17 protein-coding genes and 1 tRNA gene are annotated in these 19,920 nt (G+C 63.5%); 9 read left to right on the forward strand and 9 right to left on the reverse strand.

The window, feature by feature from the left end:
* Positions 1-14: 14 nt before the first annotated feature.
* The 5 genes from IVB22_RS23080 to IVB22_RS23100 all read right to left on the reverse strand — a co-directional run bounded on the left by IVB22_RS23080 (position 15) and on the right by IVB22_RS23100 (position 3,991).
* Positions 15-839, reverse strand: coding sequence for an alpha/beta fold hydrolase (locus IVB22_RS23080; RefSeq protein ID WP_247519541.1), 825 nt, complete (start codon positions 837-839; stop codon positions 15-17).
* 46 nt (positions 840-885) lie between these two features.
* Positions 886-1,386 (reverse strand): hypothetical protein, encoded by a 501-nt coding sequence (locus IVB22_RS23085; protein ID WP_247519542.1) that lies wholly within the window; start codon positions 1,384-1,386, stop codon positions 886-888.
* Positions 1,387-1,580: 194 nt separating this feature from the next.
* Positions 1,581-1,892, reverse strand: a complete 312-nt coding sequence (locus tag IVB22_RS23090; RefSeq protein WP_247519543.1) for a UBP-type zinc finger domain-containing protein — start codon at positions 1,890-1,892, stop codon at positions 1,581-1,583.
* A 51-nt stretch (positions 1,893-1,943) separates the two neighbouring features.
* Positions 1,944-3,650: a cyclic nucleotide-binding domain-containing thioredoxin-disulfide reductase gene (locus IVB22_RS23095; protein WP_247519544.1), complete on the reverse strand. Its 1,707-nt coding sequence runs from the start codon at positions 3,648-3,650 to the stop codon at positions 1,944-1,946.
* An 83-nt stretch (positions 3,651-3,733) separates the two neighbouring features.
* The gene (locus IVB22_RS23100) at positions 3,734-3,991 is read right to left on the reverse strand and encodes a hypothetical protein (RefSeq protein ID WP_247519545.1); all 258 of its coding nucleotides are present in this window, start codon (positions 3,989-3,991) and stop codon (positions 3,734-3,736) included.
* Between the two features lie 279 nt (positions 3,992-4,270).
* On the opposite strand from IVB22_RS23100, the gene IVB22_RS23105 reads away from it, so the two are divergent.
* Positions 4,271-4,345, forward strand: a tRNA-Thr gene (locus tag IVB22_RS23105).
* A gap of 76 nt (positions 4,346-4,421) precedes the next feature.
* On the opposite strand, the gene IVB22_RS23110 is transcribed toward IVB22_RS23105, so the two are convergent.
* Positions 4,422-5,462, reverse strand: coding sequence for an HD-GYP domain-containing protein (locus IVB22_RS23110; protein ID WP_247519546.1), 1,041 nt, complete (start codon positions 5,460-5,462; stop codon positions 4,422-4,424).
* Between the two features lie 344 nt (positions 5,463-5,806).
* On the opposite strand from IVB22_RS23110, the gene IVB22_RS23115 reads away from it, so the two are divergent.
* Complete coding sequence (locus tag IVB22_RS23115; protein WP_247519636.1) at positions 5,807-6,748, forward strand: family 16 glycosylhydrolase; 942 nt, start codon at positions 5,807-5,809, stop codon at positions 6,746-6,748.
* A 12-nt stretch (positions 6,749-6,760) separates the two neighbouring features.
* Positions 6,761-8,224, forward strand: coding sequence for a GH1 family beta-glucosidase (locus tag IVB22_RS23120; RefSeq protein WP_247519547.1), 1,464 nt, complete (start codon positions 6,761-6,763; stop codon positions 8,222-8,224).
* Between the two features lie 6 nt (positions 8,225-8,230).
* Here IVB22_RS23120 and IVB22_RS23125 read toward each other — a convergent pair whose 3' ends face one another.
* A complete protein-coding gene (locus IVB22_RS23125; protein ID WP_247519548.1) occupies positions 8,231-8,464 on the reverse strand; it encodes a hypothetical protein in 234 nt (77 codons plus the stop codon).
* Positions 8,465-8,564: 100 nt separating this feature from the next.
* Here IVB22_RS23125 and IVB22_RS23130 point away from each other — a divergent pair, with 100 nt between their 5' ends.
* The 6 genes from IVB22_RS23130 (at position 8,565) to IVB22_RS23155 (ending at position 18,552) form a co-directional block, all read left to right on the forward strand.
* Positions 8,565-8,885, forward strand: a complete 321-nt coding sequence (locus IVB22_RS23130) for a DNA-binding transcriptional regulator (protein WP_247519549.1) — start codon at positions 8,565-8,567, stop codon at positions 8,883-8,885.
* A 225-nt stretch (positions 8,886-9,110) separates the two neighbouring features.
* On the forward strand, positions 9,111-9,836 hold the full coding sequence (locus IVB22_RS23135) for an outer membrane protein (RefSeq protein ID WP_247519550.1): 726 nt from the start codon (positions 9,111-9,113) through the stop codon (positions 9,834-9,836).
* A gap of 215 nt (positions 9,837-10,051) precedes the next feature.
* Positions 10,052-12,178, forward strand: coding sequence for a methyl-accepting chemotaxis protein (locus tag IVB22_RS23140; protein ID WP_247519551.1), 2,127 nt, complete (start codon positions 10,052-10,054; stop codon positions 12,176-12,178).
* Positions 12,179-12,374: 196 nt separating this feature from the next.
* Positions 12,375-13,436, forward strand: a complete 1,062-nt coding sequence (locus tag IVB22_RS23145; RefSeq protein ID WP_247519552.1) for an MBL fold metallo-hydrolase — start codon at positions 12,375-12,377, stop codon at positions 13,434-13,436.
* 203 nt (positions 13,437-13,639) lie between these two features.
* Positions 13,640-14,869, forward strand: coding sequence for a 5-aminolevulinate synthase (gene hemA, locus IVB22_RS23150; RefSeq protein WP_247519553.1), 1,230 nt, complete (start codon positions 13,640-13,642; stop codon positions 14,867-14,869).
* A gap of 173 nt (positions 14,870-15,042) precedes the next feature.
* On the forward strand, positions 15,043-18,552 hold the full coding sequence (locus tag IVB22_RS23155; RefSeq protein ID WP_247519554.1) for a hybrid sensor histidine kinase/response regulator: 3,510 nt from the start codon (positions 15,043-15,045) through the stop codon (positions 18,550-18,552).
* Between the two features lie 85 nt (positions 18,553-18,637).
* On the opposite strand, the gene IVB22_RS23160 is transcribed toward IVB22_RS23155, so the two are convergent.
* A complete protein-coding gene (locus tag IVB22_RS23160) occupies positions 18,638-19,174 on the reverse strand; it encodes a transposase (protein ID WP_247519555.1) in 537 nt (178 codons plus the stop codon).
* A gap of 57 nt (positions 19,175-19,231) precedes the next feature.
* Positions 19,232-19,906: a response regulator transcription factor gene (locus tag IVB22_RS23165; protein ID WP_247519556.1), complete on the reverse strand. Its 675-nt coding sequence runs from the start codon at positions 19,904-19,906 to the stop codon at positions 19,232-19,234.
* Positions 19,907-19,920 lie beyond the last annotated feature (14 nt).

Raw genomic sequence — 19,920 nt, forward strand, 5'->3', positions numbered from 1 at the left:
AGGGTAAGCTCCGCTCATCCCTTGATGAACGCGAGCAGGTCGGCGTTGATGGTGGCGGCTTCCGTGGTGGGCATGCCGTGCGGAAAGCCCTTGTAGGTCTTCAGCGCGCCGTTCTTCAAAAGCTTCGCCGACAACGGCGCGGAGTCTTCATACGGCACGATCTGGTCGTCGTCGCCATGCATCACCAGCACGGGCACCGTGATCTTCTTGAGGTCTTCGGTGAAGTCGGTCTGCGAGAAGGCGACGATGCCGTCGTAATGCGCCTTGGCGCCGCCCATCATGCCCTGTCGCCACCAATTCTCGATCACGGCTTCCGAGGGTTTGGCGCCCGGGCGGTTGTAGCCATAGAACGGACCCGACGGCAGCGCGCGATAGAATTCCGAGCGGTTGGCGGCAAGCTGCGCCTGCAGGTCGTCGAACACCGATTTGGGCAGGCCGCCCGGATTGGCCGGGGTCTGCACCATCAGCGGCGGCACGGCGCTGAGGATCGCCGCCTTCGCCACCCGGCTCTCGCCGTGGCGGGCGATATAATGCACCACCTCGCCGCCGCCGGTGGAATGGCCGACGTGAACCGCGCTCTTCAGATCGAGATGCGCCGTCAGCGCCGCGAGGTCGTCGGCGTAATGATCCATGTCGTGGCCGTCGGCCACCTGGCTGGAGCGGCCATGGCCGCGGCGGTCATGCGCGATGACGCGGAAGCCGTTGTTGAGGAAGAAGATCATCTGGGTGTCCCAGTCATCAGCCGACAGCGGCCAGCCGTGGCTGAACACGATAGGCTGCCCCTTGCCCCAATCCTTGTAGAAGATCTCGACGCCGTCTTTGGTCGTGATGGCAGGCATGGGAATTCTCCTCTTGCTTGGTTGCAGTGAACGGCCGGCAGTCCGGTCACGCGGGGCGGAAGCGCCGCCATGCGCCGATGATCATGACGGCGAAAAACACCAGCATGATGCCCTGGGCCACCCCGAATACCGGCCCCGCGGGCGGGTTGCCCGGCGCCAGCGCCGTCAGCGCGGGTATCTTGAGGAAGCTCTGAACCACCAGCACGAACACATTGAGATAAAGCGAGGCCAAGGCGGTGACCACATAGATCCAGCGCCACGCGCCGGCGAGCTTCATGCCATACAGCGCGATGCAGGCAATGGTGAGCAGGATGAAGGAGAGGATGCCGAACAGGTGCGACGGCAGCATCTTTTCGAACAACAGAGGCGGAATCACAAAGCCTGTAGCGCTGGTCAAAATGGTGAACAGCAGAAAGATCGCCGTCAATCCCGGCATCCGGTTGGAGCCGAGCATTCCGAACATCACGATCAGGCCCGCGACAATGGCAATCAGGCTGATGACCACATGGACCATCACAAACGTCGCCACACTCATACCCAGTATCATGATGCGCCCCCGTTTAAAAACTTTCTAAAGGTTACGACGCGGCGCGGAGAATTTCCACACGCATCGCGTGCGGCGGCGGCATTACAGGCATGTGCGTGCATGAATGACGCATCAACGAAAGTTGTATGATGCACGAAATATTTGCACTGATGTCACAAACCACAGCAGGGCGACGCGACGTTGAATGATTGAATCTAATAAAGGCGCGGGATTGGACCGTTGTGCGGTGTCTTGCGGTGCGACAGATCGAACAGCACTTCGTCGATATAGCACCAGCCCCAGCCTTCCGGCGGATCGTAGCCTTCGATCACGGGATGGCCGGTGGCATGGAAGTGCGCTGACGCGTGCTTGTTCGGCGAATCGTCGCAGCAGCCGACATGGCCGCAGGTGCGGCAGATCCGCAAATGCAGCCACGGGTTGCCGCTTTTCAGGCATTCCTCGCAACCGAGCGCGCTCGGCGTCACCGCTTGAATGCCGGCGATATGGCTGCAGCCCTTTTTCGTCACCGCTTCACACCTCGCGCGTCTTTGCGTACTGGCTTCCGCCACTACGCTGCATCATAGCGACGGTTTGGCGGCATCGGCGAGATAGCCGTGCAACGCCGCCACCACCTGCGCGCCCTCGCCGATCGCGCCGCCGACGCGCTTGACCGAGCCGGCGCGCACGTCGCCGACCGCGAACACGCCGGGCACCGAGGTTTCCAGCTGCGGCACCGGCCGGCCGAGATTTTGCTCGGACTGCGCGCCCGTCACCACGAAACCCGCCCGGTCGAGCGTCACGCCGCAGCCGTTCAGCCAATGGGTCGCCGGGTCGGCGCCGACGAACAGAAACAGGCTCCGGACATCGAAATGGTGCTGGTCGGGCGCCAGGCGGCTCTTCCAGCGCACGCGTTCGAGGGAGCCATCCTCGCTGCCCTCAACCGCAACCACCTCGGCGTTGAAGATCAGTTCGATATTGGGCGCCGCTTCGATGCGCTCAATGAGATAGCGCGACATGCTGGCTCCCAGCCCGCCGCCGCGGATGATCATATGGACCTTGCGCGCGTGGCCGGACAGAAACACCGCGGCCTGGCCTGCCGAATTGCCGCCGCCGACCAATACGACGTCCTGGCCCAGGCACAGCTTGGCCTCGATCGGCGAGGCCCAGTACCAGACGCCGCGGCCTTCGAATTTCTCGAGATTTTCGATCTCGGGCCGCCGGTAACGCGCCCCACTCGCCACCACGATGGATTTGGCGCGCAACGACTGCCCGCATTCGGTCGCCAGTGCAAACACACCGTCGCGCTGCGAACAATCCAGCGACCTGACACAAACTGGAATCAGCATGTCCGCGCCGAATTTTTGCGCCTGGGTGTAGGCGCGGCCGGTGAGCGCCTGCCCGGAAATGCCGGTCGGAAATCCCAGATAGTTTTCAATACGCGCGCTGGCGCCGGCCTGGCCGCCGAACGCCCGCGCATCGAATACCGCGACCGACAATCCTTCGGACGCGGCATAGACCGCGGTGGCGAGACCGGCGGGACCGCTCCCGACGACGGCCACGTCGTAGAGCCTCTCATGCGCCTGGTTGGTGATCATCCCCACCGCCAGCGCCAGCGACGTCTCGGACGGATTGCGCAGCACGGTGCCGTCCGGGCACACCACCAGCGGCAGATCGGCGCGCGAGGGCGAGTAGCGCGCGACGAGATCGGCGGCGTCCTTGTCGGTTGCGGGATCGAGTACGTGGTGCGGCTGGCCGTTGCGCACCAGGAAATTCTGCAGCCGCGCCGTGTCGCCGAGCGAAGCCGGGCCGATCAGCACCGGGCCGCCGACGCCGCCCTGGATCAGGCTGACCCGGCGCAGGATCAGCGCGCGCATGATGCGCTCGCCGAGTTCGGCCTCCGCGACCAGCAGCGCGCGCAATTGATCCGGCGGGATCAGCAGCGTTTCGACGTCGCCCTCGGCATGGCCGTCGACCAGCGCGACACGGCCGGAAAGCTGGCCGATCTCGGCCAGAAACTGCCCCTCGCCCTGCTCGATGACGGGGGTGACATGGCCGAGGCCGTCGCGCTGGGTGATCGCGACGTGGCCCGACAGCACCACGAACATGCCGGGACCGACCTTGCCGGTTTCGAACAGCGCGTCGCCGTCCTTGTAGGTCCGAAGCTCCGCAAACCGGCGCATCCGCTCGATTTCGTATGACGTCAGTGTCGGGAAGGTCTGCTCATGGCGTGGAAACGCGATCGAAGTCTCGCCGATCGCCGCACCGGCCGTGATGTCTGCACTCATTTTGTCGCCGCCTAAAAAAGAAACAGAACCGTGCAGAGCACGAGCCATGCAACCCGGCGAGCGAAATTTCTTTACGCTACTGGCTAAGGCTTTTCTCCGCTGGCGTCATCTAGGGAGGCATCGGCGCTTTCGGAAGATGCTCCGGGATCGCTGCGCCCGCGGGCCTGCGATTTCCGCCGCTTGAGATTTTCACGCAAGGCCAGCTTCAGCCGGTCCCGTCGTGAATCCTTCACATCCGCGCCGGTCTTTTCCGCAGCCCTGTCTTGATTGTCCTTCATCGTCCGCCAAAATATGCCTTGATTGGGCCGGGCACCACGCCGCCCGCAACGCTGCACCAACATAGTGGGTTTCGCCGTCCCCCGCCGCAATGACCGTCACCGCCGCCGCAAGGCAATGCCAGGTCATGATTCGGTGCCCCAGACGCCGGCCGCGGATGGTTGGGAACCGGATCGACCCGAGGGTGACCGCTTTGAAGGGAGCTTGCCGGCAACAAGCGCCGGTTTTTGACGAATTTGGACCCTACCCAGCCCGCCCGCGTGCTTGCGCCAGAGGGGCCCTTGTGGCAAGAACCGGCCGCCTAGTGGGCGGCCATTTGGGCCGATTCCCCCAATACCGGGCATGCTGCCGTAGCTCAGTGGTAGAGCACTCCATTGGTAATGGAGAGGTCGACAGTTCAATCCTGTCTGGCAGCACCATCCCCTTCCAATGAAATGGCCTGCCTCGGTTGGGGAAACCAGCCCGGGATCGCGTGGCGTGCCGGCAGGCGTTCGTTCACCCCGCCAGTGCCACTTTCCGGAACGCCTTGACCAACGCCCCCTCCAGCTTGCCCTCCATGCCGCAGAGAATCTGGTAGGCGTCCTGCCGGGCCATTGGCGGTCTGTATGGCCTGGACTCGACCAAGGCTGCAAAGATATCCGAGATCGTCAGCAATCTGACCAGATCGGAAATCTGCGAGGCCGCCAGTCCATCCGGATAGCCGGAGCCATCCAGATATTCGTGATGATGCCTCACGCCATCCAGAATTTCCGGACTGATGCCCGATACGCCCTTCAACAGATCATATCCGATCACGGGATGACGCCGGATGATCTCCTCCTCCTCGGGGTCGAGGCGTCCCGGCTTGTCCAGGATCGATAGCGGAATGCGCGCTTTCCCGATGTCGTGGAGGGTCGCCGCCATTCCGAGCCGCGAGACGTCCCCGCCGGAGAATCCGACATCCAGGCCAAAGGCGACCGCAACACCGGTCACCAGCAGACAGTGCTGAAACGTGCCCTCGTGATAGCGACGCACCTCGTCGAGCCACGACGAAAGCCCGTCCTGCCCGACGCGGGTGATGATCTTCGACGTCGCACGCTTCGCATCGACAAGGTTCAGTGGCTTGCCACGGCGCACATTCGAAAACATCGAAGCGAAGGCGGCCACACCTTCGTCCATCTCCACTGCCGGATCTGCAGCGTTATTCTCCTCAGCCGCTTCCGCCTCTTCGATCTGCGCGACCTTGAGAATTGCTTCCTTGGGGCGTGAAATGACCCCGGTCGCGCCGAGCGCATGGGCCTGCGCAACCATCGAACGGGAGAGATTGTGAACGACGAACAGCTTTTCGGGAATGCTCTCAAGCTGTTGCAAAATGAACCTGAGCTGATCGACGCGAGTCATCTGCCGCAGGTCGATGTCGACCATCAGCACGCCATGCGACCGTATCCCGGTGCCGTCGCCGCCCAGCACCCAGGGGACCACGGCATGTTGCGGTTCGAGCATGGCACGAATCGCCGGTAACTTCGTCGGTTCGTCCGTGACAAAATAGACGAGCATTCAAGGAACTTCCGTGCGCCGTAATAGTGAAGTAGCTGCCCTTTAAAATTGAAGCACTGAAAAGAAAATGAAAAGAAAATGAACTGTCTTGCCGATAATTCCGACGCCGGCGCCCCACACTCGGCGCCATCAGCATCTCAAGCATTTTAATCAACATTAGACTTGGCTACCTTGCCGTTAAGCATCCACCTCGTATAACTACGTACCTCAAACAGGTGAGCACGTCGGTCGGGTTCCAAAGGATCGTCAGATCGAGGGCAACGTCAGTGAATGATCTCCTGTCGCCCCGAAGCGAACCGGGGACCGAGAGATTGGCGCTGTGCGCCTTGATCTCGATCGGCTGCATGTTCTCCGTCCCGGCGTTCGCGCAGGCCGATCTCGCCGGCGCAACAACCAAACTCACGCTGCAGGTCGCGACCGCCATCCTCGGCGAAAAATGCCGCCGCGTCGAGGCGCCGAACCCCGCATCATTCGCTTCGGTATCACTACACCGGACCTTCCACGATGATTTCGATGCCCATCCCCTGTTGAACGAAAGATGGGCACCGCATTACGCCGGCGGCGCCTCCTGGCCGGAAGCGCGCTATTGGGGCGGCGACGGTTCCGACTTCAGGCGCAAGACCAGTTATAACGGCGAACAGCAGATTTATGTCGACCCGCGCTATGGCGGGCGGGAAACAACGCCGCTCGGCCTCGATCCGTTCAAGGTCAAAGACGGCATTCTCTCGATCGTCGCCAGCCGCACCCCGCCGTCGCTAAGGACCGTGCTGTTCGACAATGAATATATCTCGGGCATCCTGACGACGCAGAGCCGATTTGCCCAGAAATACGGCTACTTCGAAATGCGCGCCAAGATACCAGTCGGCGTCGGCGTGTGGCCGGCGTTCTGGATGCTCGCCGATGACGGCGGCTGGCCGCCGGAAGTCGACATCATGGAGGGCCGCGGGCAACAGCCGGGCGACATCGTGATGACGACGCATTGGCGGATACCGGAGACGCAGCGCGTGGAACGCTGCGGGTTCGACTTCCGGGTGCCGGACGCCCCGACCGCCTTCCACGACTACGGCGTGCTGTGGCAGCCGGATCGCATCACCTATTTCATCGACCGCCAGCCGGTCTCCGAGATAAAGGTCCCCGTCGGCTTCGGCGTGCCCATGTATATGATCGTCAACCTCGCCATGGGCTCGAAGACTTTCGAGGGCGTGGGATTCGTCGATGGTCAATCTCCCAATATTGTCGCATTCGAGATCGACAGGATATCCGCCTACCAGATCGACGAACGCTGACCGGAGATGACGATGTTCGGAAAATTCTCGCGCCGGAATTTTGCAAAGCTTGCGGGCTTGTCCGCGTTCGGCATCGCGGCTGCGCCGGCCGACGCCGCCGCGCAAGCGGCAGCCGAGCGGCCCGCGCCTGCGAGTTTTCCGAAAGATTTCGTGTGGGGCACCGCCACCTCGGCCTACCAGATAGAGGGCGCGGTGAACGAAGACGGCCGCGGCCGCTCGATCTGGGACACTTTTGCGCACACGCCCGGCAAGATCGAGGACAAGACCACCGGCGATTTCGCCAACGATCACTACCACCGCTACAAGGAAGACATCGGACTGATCCGCGAGCTCGGCGCAAAAGCCTACCGGTTTTCGATCGCGTGGCCGCGGGTGTTTCCGGAAGGAACGGGTAAGCCGAACCCCAAGGGCCTCGACTTCTACGACCGCCTCATCGACGAACTGCTCAGGCACGGCATCGAGCCATATGCGACTCTCTATCACTGGGATCTGCCGCAGGCGCTCGAGGATAAAGTTGGCGGCTGGCGATCCAGCGAAACGTCCAAAGCATTCGGGGATTATGCCGGCCACGTGGCGGCGCGTATCACTGATCGCGTCAGGTCGATCTTCACGATCAATGAAGCCGGAAGGTTCGTGAATTTCGGCTATGGCTGGGGCATCGATGCCCCCGGCCTCAAACTGCCGGACGCCGACGTCAACCAGGTCCGCCACCATGTGGCGCTGGCGCACGGCCTCGCCGTGCAGGCGATCCGCGCGCATGGACGCGCGGGCACCAGGGTGGGTCCGGCCGAAAACATCGCGGCCTGCGTGCCGGCATTCGACACGCCTGACAATGTGCGCGCGGCCGAGATAGCGACGCGCGAACTCAACTCCGGCTTCCTCGGCGTCATCCTGGAAGGCAAATACACTGACGGATTTCTGCAGTTCGCCGGCGAGGCCGCGCCGAAATTCACAGATCAGGAGCTGAAGATCATTTCCTCGCCCAATGATTTCGTCGGTCTCAACCTCTACGCGCCGCAATTCTACATCGCCGCGTCCGACAAGGCGCCGGGCTGGCGCGTGTTGCCTTTTCCGGCCTCATTCCCGCACATGAATTCCGATTGGCTGAGGGTCGGCCCCGAGACGATCTACTGGGCGCCGCGTCTGGCGGCAAAGGTCTGGAACATCGAGACGATCTATATCAGCGAGAACGGCACCTCGTCGGAAGACAAACTCCGTGACGATGGCCAGGTCTACGACCTCGATCGCATCATGTACCTGCGCAACTATCTCAGGCAATTGCAGCGCGCGACGTCAGAGGGGGTGCCGGTCCGTGGCTATTTCCTCTGGAGCCTGATGGACAATTTCGAATGGATCTACGGCTTCGAAAAGCGCTTCGGGATCTACCATGTCGACTTCGCGACGCAGCGCCGGACGCCGAAACTCAGCGCAGCCTTCTATCGCGACGTGGTGGCGCGGAATGCGATCGGCGTCTGAACGCCATTAATACCGTGCGGCCTGCCGCAGCGGCGCCGAGACCTCGGAGATGGAGCGCTGCTTGCCGTCGACTGCCACAGTCGTGACCGGTTCCTGCGCCAGCTTGCGCGATGATTCGTGACCGACGAATACGCCTGCCGCGGTGAGCAACAGCACGACATAAAGTGCGAACATGCCGCCGACCCATTGCCAGTAGATCCGGCGGGCGTCGGGGGTCAGGCTTTCGAGTAATCGGCGCATGGTTGCCTCCTCATCAGGAAACCTTATGCGTTGCGTATAGCCCCCAAGCCAGAAGCCGTGTGTGACGCACTTCACAGATGTCGATTTGAACGGAGAACCCGTGACCGGAGCTGAACTGAAGAAACTTCGCGAGCATCTCGGTGAGGCCATCGGCCAGCCGCTGTCGGTGGCCGACATGGCCAAACTCTGCGGGCTGCCGGCCTCCGACGGCGCCGATACCATCCGCCGATGGGAGGTCACCGGCCCGACCGGGCCTGTGGCGGAGCTGCTGCGCATCCTGGCGATGGCCAGCGATCACTATCCGATCCTCGAAATGTTCAACGTGTTCGACCGCCACGACGTCCCGGTGAAGGACCGCCCCGCCCGCCGGCAGGCCTTCCGCGAACAGATGCGCAGCGACGTCCGGCGCCGCATTGGTTAAGCAAAGCTTGCCCTGGAGGCCTTGGGCGGGCCTGAAAATTAAGCCTTTCCTAACCTTTGATTAGGCCTTCATTAAGTACAAAAAACGTTTGTCTGCCAATGGGTTGGGTTAGCACCCGCTGTCACCTCCAGGTGACAGCATTTTAGATAAATGCAGTCTAATTGCGTGGGCATGGAAGGCGCCCCGCACGAGGGTGTCGCCGAACGGTTTTCGGAGACCAACACAATGAAGAAGATCCTCGCAGCCCTCGTGGCCTTCGCAGCCCTCACCGCCGCCGCGCCCGCCACTGGCGCCGATCTCGGCGCGCGCCCCTACTACAAACAGCCGCCCGTCTATGAGCAGCAGATCGCTCGCTGGAACGGCTTCTATATCGGCGGCCATCTCGGCGGCGCCTTCAGCGGCAGCAACGACTTCAACGGCGCCGTTCTGAGCGATTCCAGCGCCCGCCTGCTCGGCGGCATTCAGGCCGGCCTGGATTGGCAGTTCGCGCAGAACTGGGTGCTCGGCACCGAGGGCCAGTATTCCTGGCTCGGCAAGAACAACCTCACCGCCACCTTCCCCGGCGGCTACGTCTACACCAACGATCAGCGCGGCCTCGGCTCGATCACGGCCCGCATCGGTTACACTTGGGGTCTGGGCCTGGTCTATGTCAAAGGCGGCTACGCCTATTCCGACAACAACGAGAGAGTGACCCTGGGCGGCGCGCCGATCGCCTTCCTGCTCGATGGCAACCACAGCAACGGCTACACCGTCGGCGCCGGCGTCGAATACATGGTCGCCCCGAACTGGTCGGTCAAAGGCGAGTACATGTATTATGACTTCGGCAGCACCCGCTTCGTGAGCCCTGCCGCACTGGCGCCGTTCGGAAGCTTCCACACTGACGACCACACGCTGAAGGCCGGCATCAATTATCGCTTCAACTTCGCGAGCCCGGTGGTGGCACGCTACTGAGCGCTTTCAACTGCGAATTGCGGAAGGCCGGCTTTCATGCCGGCCTTTTGTTTTTTGGCTCCGTTTTCCGGTTCGCGGAAAAAATCCGTCAAATGCAAGCAATCCGCTGTCAAAAATGCGGCGAAAAGCCTCCCGGTTTCCAAACTTGTTAACCGGGTACAGGGATACTGCCGCGCGAGGAAACATCTCAAGGTAGCGTACGGGGCAGCGGGCAAATGGCGGCACGATCCAATTCACGGCTCAAGGGTTTTCGCTTCGGCGTCAGGGGCAGTCTGTTTGCCGCCTTCGCCGTCATCGCCGGCATGGCGATCATCATCTCCGCCGGCGCCGGCCTGATGCTCGGGCGGCTCGGAGGGACCATGGTCGATCTGAGCGGACGGGACATCCCCCGTCTCGCCGCCAGCCTGCAGCTATCTGCGCAGAGCGCGAGCCTCGCCAGCCAGGGGCCGGCGCTGCTGGCTGCGCGCAGCGAAGAGGCGCTCAACGATCGAACCAAAAAGATGAAGGAAACCCAGGCGGTCGCGCTGCAGAAGCTCGGCGAGATCGTCGAACTCGGTGCCGACAAGGCGGTCGTCGCGGCCCTCACCGAGAACATGAAGAACATCGATGAGGTGATCAAGAGCATCGGCTCGGCTGCGCGCGAGCGGCTCGAACTGGGCGCCCAGCACGAAAAGCTCTACGACGCGGTGCGCAAGGCGCAGCGGCGCTTCGTGGCCGCTGCCGGCCCTGCGGCAATCGACGCGCAGACCGAGCTCTACAGCATCTACGCTGCCCCCAACTTCTCGCAAGCCGAGGCCATCCGGGCACACAAGACGGCCGACCAGCTCGCCGACATCGCCGCCAGCGGCAATCTGATGGCGTTCGACATGATCGCCGCGCTGTCGACCAACAACGGCGATGTACTCGAGGCGACCGGCAGGGACTTCCGCACCGCGCAGGCGCGTGTGAAGGCGAATCTCGAAGCGTTGCCCAAGACCACGGCGATGCGGTCCGTTCAAAACACAACCTTGAGCCTGCTGGCGCTTGCCGACGGCAAGACCGGCGTCTTCAAGGTCCGCCAGCAGGAACTGGATGCGGACGATTACGGCCAGACCATCCTGGAGGAAACCCGCAAGCTCAATGTCGGCCTCGGCATCAGCGTGCAGCAACTGGTCGACGCCGTGCAGAAGGAAACCGACGCCGCGGCCTGGCAGGCGCGTCAGGAGATTTCGTTCGGGACCATGGTCATGCTCGCCCTCGGCGTATCGACGCTGGTCGGTTCGATCCTGTTCGTCTGGCTCTATGTCGGCCGCAACATCCTGCGGCGGATCAGCAATCTGCAGCACTCGATGCAAGTGCTGTCCAGCGGCGACCTCGAAGCGGAGGTCTATCAAAGCCACGCGCAGGACGAGATCGGCGCCATGGCGGATTCGCTGCAGGTGTTCCGCGAGAGCATGATCCAGAGCCGCGCGCTCTCCGCCGAGCAGGACAAGGACCGCATCGCCAAGAGCGAACGCGCCAGCCGCATGGAAGCGCGCATCGTCGAGTTCGAAAGCACGGTTCGCACCGCGCTCGACAGCCTGCAGTCCGCGGCGGGCTCGATGCAATCGACCGCGCAAAGCATGTCGGCGACCGCCGATCAATCGAGCGCGCTGGTGACCGCGGTGGCGACGGCCGCCGAGCAGACTTCGGCCAACGTGCAGACGGTGTCGTCGGGTACCGAGGAATTGTCCTCCTCGATCGAGGAAATCGGCCGTCAGGTCATCACCTCGGCGGAGATCGCCCGCAAGGCGGTCGACGACGCCGGTGAGACCGATGCCACCATGCAGGGGCTTGCGGATAACGCCGCGCGGATCAGCGTGGTGGTCGACCTGATCCAGACCATCGCCTCGCAGACCAACCTGCTGGCGCTGAACGCCACCATCGAGGCGGCACGCGCCGGCGACGCCGGCCGCGGCTTCGCCGTAGTCGCCTCCGAGGTGAAGAGCCTCGCCAACCAGACCGCAAAGGCCACCGACGAGATCCGCCAGCAGATCGTCAGCATGCAGACGGTGACGACGACGGCGGTCTCCGCGATCAGGGACATCAGCAACACGATCAGCGAGATCAACGAGGTGACCACCGCGATCGCGGCCGCGGTCGAGGAACAGGGTGCGGCGACGCGCGAGATCGCGCGCAACATCCAGCACGCCGCCGGCGGCACCAGCGAGGTTTCGACCAACATCGTCGGCGTCTCCAGCGCCTCGGCACAGGCCGGAACCGCCGCCGGCCAGGTGCTGACCGCCTCCGGCGCGCTGCGCCGCGAGGCCGACGTGCTGCGCGAAGAGATCGACGCGTTCCTGTCGAACATCCGAGCGGCGTAGTCGTAGAATTCCGTAGCCCGGATGGAGCGCAGCGCAATCCGGGAACGTCCCGCCGGTTGATGGAGTTTTCCCGGATTGCGCTGCGCTCCATCCGGGCTACCCAATACCGCACGGACCGGCAACCCATGCCGTGAGCCGATCCCCTACCCGCTTTTTTCGGCTAGCGCGGCGCCGCCTCTACCGCTAAGCCGGTAGTATGCATTCGAAAGCCGACATGGTGCAGTCCTCGGCCGAGGCACTGCGATACCCCTTCGAAAATCACCCCGGCCACGATCAGGTCGTCGAGGTGGTGCCCGGCGTGCTTTGGGTCCGCCTCAAGCTGCCGTTCCGGCTCAATCACGTGAACATCTATCTGCTGGCCGACGGCGACGGCTGGGCGATGGTCGATTCCGGCTTCGGCAATGAGGAATCCATTGCGGCCTGGACTGCGCTGTTCGAGGGGCCGCTGCGGCATGTGAAGATCACGCGGCTGATCGTCACCCATTCGCATCCCGATCACGTCGGCCTTGCCGGCTGGATCACGGAGCGTTTCGACTGCCCGCTGCAGATGTCGCAGGTCGAATACCTGCAATCGGTCTATCACCAGAACCGCGGCACCGAGGAGCGGCGCAATGCGCAGCGGCTGTTCTTCCGCCGTCACGGCATGGACGAGAGCCTGACCGACCGATTGCTCGGCCGCGGCCAGGACTATTTGAAGCGGGTTTCGGTGCTGCCACCGTCCTATCGCCGCATCTCGCATGGCGACGAGGTCGTGATCGGCACGCGGCGTTTCAAGGTGATTACCGGCGGCGGCCATGCGCTCGACCAGGTGATGCTGTATTGCGCGGCCGACAAGCTGTTCCTGTCCGCCGACCAGGTGCTGAGCAAGATTTCGCCCAATGTCAGCGTCTGGGCGGTCGAGCCCGACCAGAACTCGCTCGGGGAATATCTGGCCTCACTCGCGAGCCTCACCACCACGCTGCCCTACGACGTCATGGTGCTGCCCGGCCACGGCGTGCCGTTCTATGGACTGAAGACCCGGATCAAGCAGCTCGCCGACCATCACGAGGACCGCTGCCGCCTGATCGCGGAAGCCTGCCGGGAAGTGCCGCAGACCTCGAAGGAGCTGGTGCCGGTCGTGTTCCACAAGCACGTGCTGGACGAGCACCAGATGGGCTTTGCCGCCGGCGAACTGGTCGCGCATGTCAACTACATGCTGGTCGAGGGACGCCTGACCTGCGAAGTCAACGACGGCGTGCTGCGTTTCCGGACCAACTGACGCCGCAGAGGCCGATTGCGTTTCCGGAATGGAAATACCGGGACCGTAAATCTCGCCTAGCACCTTGATCCCGATCAACATTTGCTCCGCCTAGGTAGCATCCCGGAGGCGCGCCGAAATGTGGGAATTCGCATAGACACCCAAGCTGGAAAGGCTCTAAAAAGGCGCGAAGCCAATCCCCGGTTCCGGTTCCAGGTTTTGTGATGGATTACAGCAAATTTTTCAGTACCGCTCTCAACCGCCTGCATGACGAGCGGCGCTACCGCGTTTTCGCCGACCTCGAACGAATCGCGGGCCGCTTCCCGCACGCGGTCTGGCACTCGCCGAAGGGCCAGCGCAATGTCGTGATCTGGTGCTCCAACGACTATCTCGGCATGGGCCAGCACCCGAAAGTGGTCGGCGCCATGGTCGAGACCGCCACAAGGGTTGGCACCGGCGCCGGCGGCACCCGCAACATCGCGGGCACCCATCATCCGCTGGTCCAACTCGAACAGGAACTGGCCGACCTGCACGGCAAGGAAGCCTCGCTGCTGTTCACCTCGGGCTACGTCTCGAACCAGACCGGCATCTCGACGATCGCCAAGCTGATCCCGAACTGCCTCATTCTCTCTGACGCGCTGAACCACAATTCGATGATCGAAGGCGTGCGTCAGGCCGGCTGCGAGCGGCAGATTTTCCGCCACAACGATATGGCGCATCTGGAACAGCTGCTGATCGCGGCAGGCCCCGACCGGCCCAAGCTGATCGCCTGCGAGAGCCTCTATTCGATGGACGGCGACGTCGCCCCGCTGGCCAGGATCTGCGATCTCGCCGAGAAATACGGCGCTATGACCTATGTCGATGAGGTCCATGCGGTCGGCATGTACGGCCCGCGCGGCGGCGGCATCGCCGAGCGCGACGGAGTCATGCACCGCATCGACGTGCTCGAAGGCACGCTCGCCAAGGCCTTTGGCTGTCTCGGCGGCTACATCGCGGGCAAGGCCGAGATCATCGACGCCGTCCGTTCCTACGCGCCGGGCTTCATCTTCACCACCGCGCTGCCGCCGGCGATCTGCTCGGCCGCGACCGCCGCGATCCGCCACCTCAAGACCTCGAACTGGGAGCGCGAGCGTCACCAGGACCGCGCCGCCCGGGTCAAGGCGATCCTCAACGCCGCAGGCCTCCCCGTGATGTCGAGCGAAACCCATATCGTGCCGCTGTTCGTCGGCGACCCCGAGAAGTGCAAGCAGGCCTCCGACATGCTGCTGGAGGAGCACGGCATCTACATCCAGCCGATCAACTATCCGACGGTGGCCAAGGGCACCGAGCGCTTAAGGATCACGCCCTCGCCCTACCACGACGACGGCCTGATCGATCGGCTCGCGGAAGCGCTGCTGCAGGTCTGGGACCGTCTCGGCCTGCCGCTACAGCAGAAATCGCTGGCGGCCGAGTAACCCTACCCCTCCTAATCCCTTCGAATTGGGCCGGTAGCGCGGTGCGCTGCCGGCCCAAAGCGTTTATACTCACCTCTTCGGGCCATGAGTTCGGGCTTTGGCGCTTGCGCGCGTCCGATCGGCGTGAAGAAAGCACGTCCGCATCAAGTGCCGGGAGAGGGAGACCCGCAGCGATGCTGCACGACTGGGGCGTGATCGCCGCCGCGTTCGCCTATATCGGCCTGCTGTTCGTCGTCGCCAGCTACGGCGACCGGCTGTCGCCGAGCCAGCGCGGCCGCGCCGGCATGCTGATCTATCCGCTGTCGCTGGCGATCTACTGCACCTCATGGACCTTCTTCGGCTCGGTCGGTTTCGCCACCCGCACCAGCACCGACTTCCTCGCGATCTATGTCGGCCCGATCCTGATGATCGGGCTATGCACGCCGCTGCTCCGGCGCGTGATCCAGCTCGCCAAGTCGCAGAACATCACCTCGATCGCCGACTTCATCGCGGCGCGCTACGGCAAGAGCCAGGCGGTCGCCGGCACGGTGGCTGTCATCGCGATCGTAGGTTCGGTGCCTTACATCGCGCTGCAGCTCAAGGCGGTGGCGTCCTCGCTGGAGACGATCCTGAGCGAGGACAAGCTGTTCTCCTCGATCCCGATCATCGGCGACATCGCGCTGGTCGTGACACTGGCGATGGCGGCCTTCGCGGTGTTGTTCGGCACCCGCCAGACCGACGCCACCGAACACCAGCACGGCCTCATGCTGGCGGTCGCCACCGAATCCATCGTCAAGCTGGTGGCCTTTCTCGCCGCCGGCGCCTTCGTCACCTTCTGGATGTTCACGCCCGTCGAGCTGATCGAACGCGCGATGAAGACCCCGGAGGCGGTGCGCGCGATCAATTATTCGCCGTCGATCGGCAATTTCCTCACCATGACGCTGCTGTCGTTCTGCGCGATCATGCTGCTGCCGCGGCAGTTTCACGTCAGCGTGGTCGAGAACTCCAGCCCCGAGGAGGTCAGCCGAGCCCGCTGGCTGTTTCCGCTCTATCTGGTCGCCATCAACCTGTTCGTGATTCCGATCGCGCTCGCCGGCCTCGTCACCTTTCCGTTCGGCGCCGTGGACAGCGACATGTACGTATTGGCGCTGCCGATCGAGGCGGATTCCCCGCTGCTCAGCATTGCCGTCTTCGTGGGCGGCCTGTCGGCCGCGACCGCGATGGTGATCGTGGAATGCGTCGCGCTCTCCATCATGGTCTCCAACGACATCGTCTTGCCGCTGGTGCTGCAGCGCAGCCGCGCGACGCGCGACGGAAGGAAGGATTTCGGCGACTTCCTGCTCAGCATCCGGCGCTTTGCGATCTTCGCCATCATGGTGATGGCGTATTTCTACTATCGCGCGCTCGGCAATGCACAGCTGGCGGCGATCGGCCTGCTGTCGTTCGCAGCGCTTGCCCAGCTGGCGCCGGCCTTCTTCGGCGGCCTGTTCTGGCGCGAGGGAACCGCCCGCGGCGCCATGACCGGCATGCTGGTCGGCTTTGCGGTGTGGGCCTATACGCTGTTCCTGCCGAGCTTCCTGGAGGGTAATCCCACCGGCCTGCTGCTGCTGCAACACGGACCGTTCGGCATCGAGGCGCTGCGTCCGCGGGCATTGTTCGGCGCCGACCTGCCGCCGCTGATGCATGGCGTGCTCTGGTCGCTCTCGCTCAACATCCTGACCTACATCGTGATGTCGATCGCACAACGGCCTTCGTCGATCGAACGGCTGCAGGCGGATCTGTTCGTGCCCAACACGCTGGCGCCGATTGCACCGACGTTCCGGCGCTGGCGGACGACCGTTACCGTGCAGGACATCCAGAGCACGGTGGCGCAATATCTCGGCCCCGAGCGCGCTGCCCAAGCTTTCGAGACCTTTGCCGGCGGACATCGCGGCAATCTCGATCCGGCCGCGCCCGCCGATTTCGAACTGCTGCAACACGCCGAACGCCTGATCGCCTCCTCGATCGGGGCCGCCTCCTCGCGCCTCGTGATGTCGCTGTTGCTGCGCAAGCGAACCGTTTCCGCCAAGGCCGCGCTGAAGCTGCTCGACGATTCCCACGCCGCGCTGCATTTCAATCGCGAGATCTTGCAAACCGCGCTGAACCATGTGCGCCAGGGCATCGCGGTGTTCGATGCGGATTTGCAGTTGATCTGCTCGAACGCCCAGTTCGGCGAAATTCTCGCGCTGCCGCCGCATCTCGTGCAGCTCGGCATCCCCCTGCAGGAAATACTTGAATTCATGGGCGCCGTCAGCCCGGCCGACTTCGGCGCCCCCGATGGCTTGCTGCAGCGGCGGCTGGATGCCTACACCACCGAGGGCGAGCCCTATCTGGAGCGCCTGCCGGACCGCCACATGGTGATCGAAGTCCGCTCCAACCGGATGCCGGGTGGCGGTTTCGTCGTCACCTTCTCAGACGTCACGCCGAGCTTCGAGGCCGCCGAAGCGCTGGAACGCGCCAATGCGACGCTGGAAAAGCGCGTCCGCGACCGCACCGAGGAACTGACCCGCCTGAATTCCGAGCTGGCGCAGGCCAAGAGCACCGCCGAGGACGCCAACATCTCGAAGACCCGATTCCTTGCGGCCGCCAGCCACGACATCCTGCAGCCGCTCAACGCGGCACGACTCTATGTGACGAGCCTCGTCGAGCGGCAGAGTGGCGGCGAGGATTCGCGCCTCGTCGAAAACATCGATGACTCGCTGGAGGCGATCGAGGAGATCCTCGGCGCGCTGCTGGACATTTCGCGGCTCGATGCGGGAGCGATGGCGACTTCGATCTCCAGCTTCAAGATGGCCGACCTGATGCGTTCGCTCGAGATCGAGTTTGCGCCGATCGCCCGCGCCAAGGGGCTGGAGCTTACCTTCGTGCCCTGCTCGCTGCCGGTGCAATCCGACCGCTCGCTGCTGCGCCGGCTGCTGCAGAATTTCATCTCGAACGCCATCAAATATACCCCGCGGGGGCGCGTGCTGGTCGGTTGCCGCCGCCACGGACAATCGCTGCAGATCGGAGTCTACGACACCGGCGTCGGTATTCCCGTTGCGAAGCGCGGCGAGATCTTCAAGGAGTTTCATCGCCTGGAACAGGGCGCGCGGATCGCCCGCGGCCTCGGTCTCGGCCTGTCGATCGTGGAACGGCTGGCGCGCGTGCTCAACCATGGCATCACGATCGACGCCACGGCCAGCGGCGGCTCGGTGTTTTCGGTGACGGTGCCGGTTGCGACAGCGATCAACCATACCGCCGCGGTCACCAGCGCGACGCCGCTTTCCAGGACGCCGATGAGCGGCGCCCTGATCGTTTGCATCGAGAACGATCCGGCGATCCTCGACGGCATGAAGACGCTGCTGACGGCGTGGGACGCCGAGGTGATCGCGGTGGCCGACCCCGACGCCGCGATCGCGGCGATCGAATCCTCCGGCAGCAGCGTGACGGGCCTTCTGGTCGACTACCATCTCGATCGCGGCAACGGCGTTGCCGCGATCCGCGAAATCCGCCGCCGCTTCGGCGAAAACATTCCGGCCATCCTGATCACGGCGGATCGCAGCCCGAATGTCCGGGCGGCCGCGCGCGAGGAAAACATCGCGATCCTCAACAAGCCGGTGAAGCCGGCCTCGCTCCGCGCCCTGCTCGGCCAGTGGCGGGCGCAGCAGTTAGTGGCGGCGGAATAGAAGCCGACGCTGGCTCGCGGACGTCACCAGGCAGACCGTAGGATGGGTGGAGCGCAGCGATACCCATCACCTCGCCACGACGTGTTCAATGCCTCTCGCCAAACTCCCCATCGAGGCCGGAAACATCGCCTGCCCAGTCCTCTGGATAGACACCGTTTCTCACCATGCGATGAAACGACGAATATGGCCAATCGCTGACGCGTTTCACAAGCCCATGTTTGACAGGGTTGATGTGAACGTAATCGATGTGGCGCGAAAAATCGATCTCGTCGCGAATCGTGCGCTCCCAATAGCGGCGCTGCCAGATACCGCGTTCGCCTTTGCCGATACGACTGCTTGAGATCGGCTCGCCGGCGGCGAGCTTGCGGGAGAACGACGTTTTGATAAGCCGCCAGCGCGTGGAGAAATCCGCATCGCCTTCCGGTAGCGTCCAAACCGAGTGGAGGTGGTCAGGCAACACGACGATTGCATCGATCGCGAATGGATGATGCCTTTGCGTCTCGCGGAAGGCTGTTCGCAATGCTTCGATACTTTCGGTCAATAATTGGAGCCGACGATCCGCCAGATTGACGGTGAAAAAGAAACTGCCTCCGGCAACGAAATTGCGGCGGTAGCCGGTCATGCAAGCATGCTCGTGTGGAGAGATGGGTATCGCTGCGCTCCACCCATCCTACGGTCACTACCCCGTCGGCGTGCCCTGGCGCCACTGGCCGCCGGAGATTTTCGCGGCGGCGATCACGGCCTGAGTCCGGCTCTCGACGCCGAGCTTCTGCAGGATCGCCGAGACATGCGCCTTGATGGTCGCTTCCGACACGCCGAGCTCATAGGCGATCTGCTTGTTGAGCAGGCCCTCCGACAGCATCATCAGCACGCGCACCTGCTGCGGGGTCAGCGTGACCAGGCGATCGCGCAGCCGTGCCATGTCGGGATCGTCGGCCGACGAAAGATCGGTGTCCGGCGGAACCCAGACGTCGCCCTCCATCACCTTCATGACGGCGTCGCGCAGCGTTTCGACGCCGAAGCGCTTGGGGATAAAGCCGGAGGCGCCGAAATCCAGCGACCTTCGGATCGTGCCGGCATCGTCGCTGGCGGACACGATCACCACTGGGATAGCCGGATACTGCGCGCGCAGGTAGATCAGGCCGGAGAAGCCCGAGATCCCCGGCATGGTGAGATCGAGCAGGATCAAATCAACGTCGGAATCCCGCTCCAGCAGCGCGGTGAGATCGTCGAACGACCCCGCCTCGCTGATGACGGCCGACGCCACGACGCTGCCAACCGCCTGCCGCAGGGCGTCGCGGAACAACGGATGGTCATCGGCGATGACGAGGTGGGTGTTTGCAACAGCAGTCATCTGATCCGGAGCAC

It is taken from the genome of Bradyrhizobium sp. 190 (genome assembly GCF_023073415.1).
GTDB lineage: Bacteria > Pseudomonadota > Alphaproteobacteria > Rhizobiales > Xanthobacteraceae > Bradyrhizobium.

Bases quoted from the DNA above. Each gene is read 5' to 3' on its own strand.
- IVB22_RS23110 (WP_247519546.1), bottom strand. From the start codon at position 5,462: ATGCTCGTCTATTTTGTCACGGACGAACCGACGAAGTTACCGGCGATT.
- hemA (WP_247519553.1), top strand. From the start codon at position 13,640: ATGGATTACAGCAAATTTTTCAGTACCGCTCTCAACCGCCTGCATGAC.
- IVB22_RS23155 (WP_247519554.1), top strand. From the start codon at position 15,043: ATGCTGCACGACTGGGGCGTGATCGCCGCCGCGTTCGCCTATATCGGC.
- IVB22_RS23165 (WP_247519556.1), bottom strand. From the start codon at position 19,906: ATGACTGCTGTTGCAAACACCCACCTCGTCATCGCCGATGACCATCCG.
- IVB22_RS23120 (WP_247519547.1), top strand. From the start codon at position 6,761: ATGTTCGGAAAATTCTCGCGCCGGAATTTTGCAAAGCTTGCGGGCTTG.
- IVB22_RS23080 (WP_247519541.1), bottom strand. From the start codon at position 839: ATGCCTGCCATCACGACCAAAGACGGCGTCGAGATCTTCTACAAGGAT.
- IVB22_RS23095 (WP_247519544.1), bottom strand. From the start codon at position 3,650: ATGAGTGCAGACATCACGGCCGGTGCGGCGATCGGCGAGACTTCGATC.
- IVB22_RS23100 (WP_247519545.1), bottom strand. From the start codon at position 3,991: ATGTTGGTGCAGCGTTGCGGGCGGCGTGGTGCCCGGCCCAATCAAGGC.
- IVB22_RS23085 (WP_247519542.1), bottom strand. From the start codon at position 1,386: ATGATACTGGGTATGAGTGTGGCGACGTTTGTGATGGTCCATGTGGTC.
- IVB22_RS23125 (WP_247519548.1), bottom strand. From the start codon at position 8,464: ATGCGCCGATTACTCGAAAGCCTGACCCCCGACGCCCGCCGGATCTAC.
- IVB22_RS23140 (WP_247519551.1), top strand. From the start codon at position 10,052: ATGGCGGCACGATCCAATTCACGGCTCAAGGGTTTTCGCTTCGGCGTC.
- IVB22_RS23135 (WP_247519550.1), top strand. From the start codon at position 9,111: ATGAAGAAGATCCTCGCAGCCCTCGTGGCCTTCGCAGCCCTCACCGCC.
- IVB22_RS23160 (WP_247519555.1), bottom strand. From the start codon at position 19,174: ATGACCGGCTACCGCCGCAATTTCGTTGCCGGAGGCAGTTTCTTTTTC.
- IVB22_RS23115 (WP_247519636.1), top strand. From the start codon at position 5,807: ATGTTCTCCGTCCCGGCGTTCGCGCAGGCCGATCTCGCCGGCGCAACA.
- IVB22_RS23145 (WP_247519552.1), top strand. From the start codon at position 12,375: ATGCATTCGAAAGCCGACATGGTGCAGTCCTCGGCCGAGGCACTGCGA.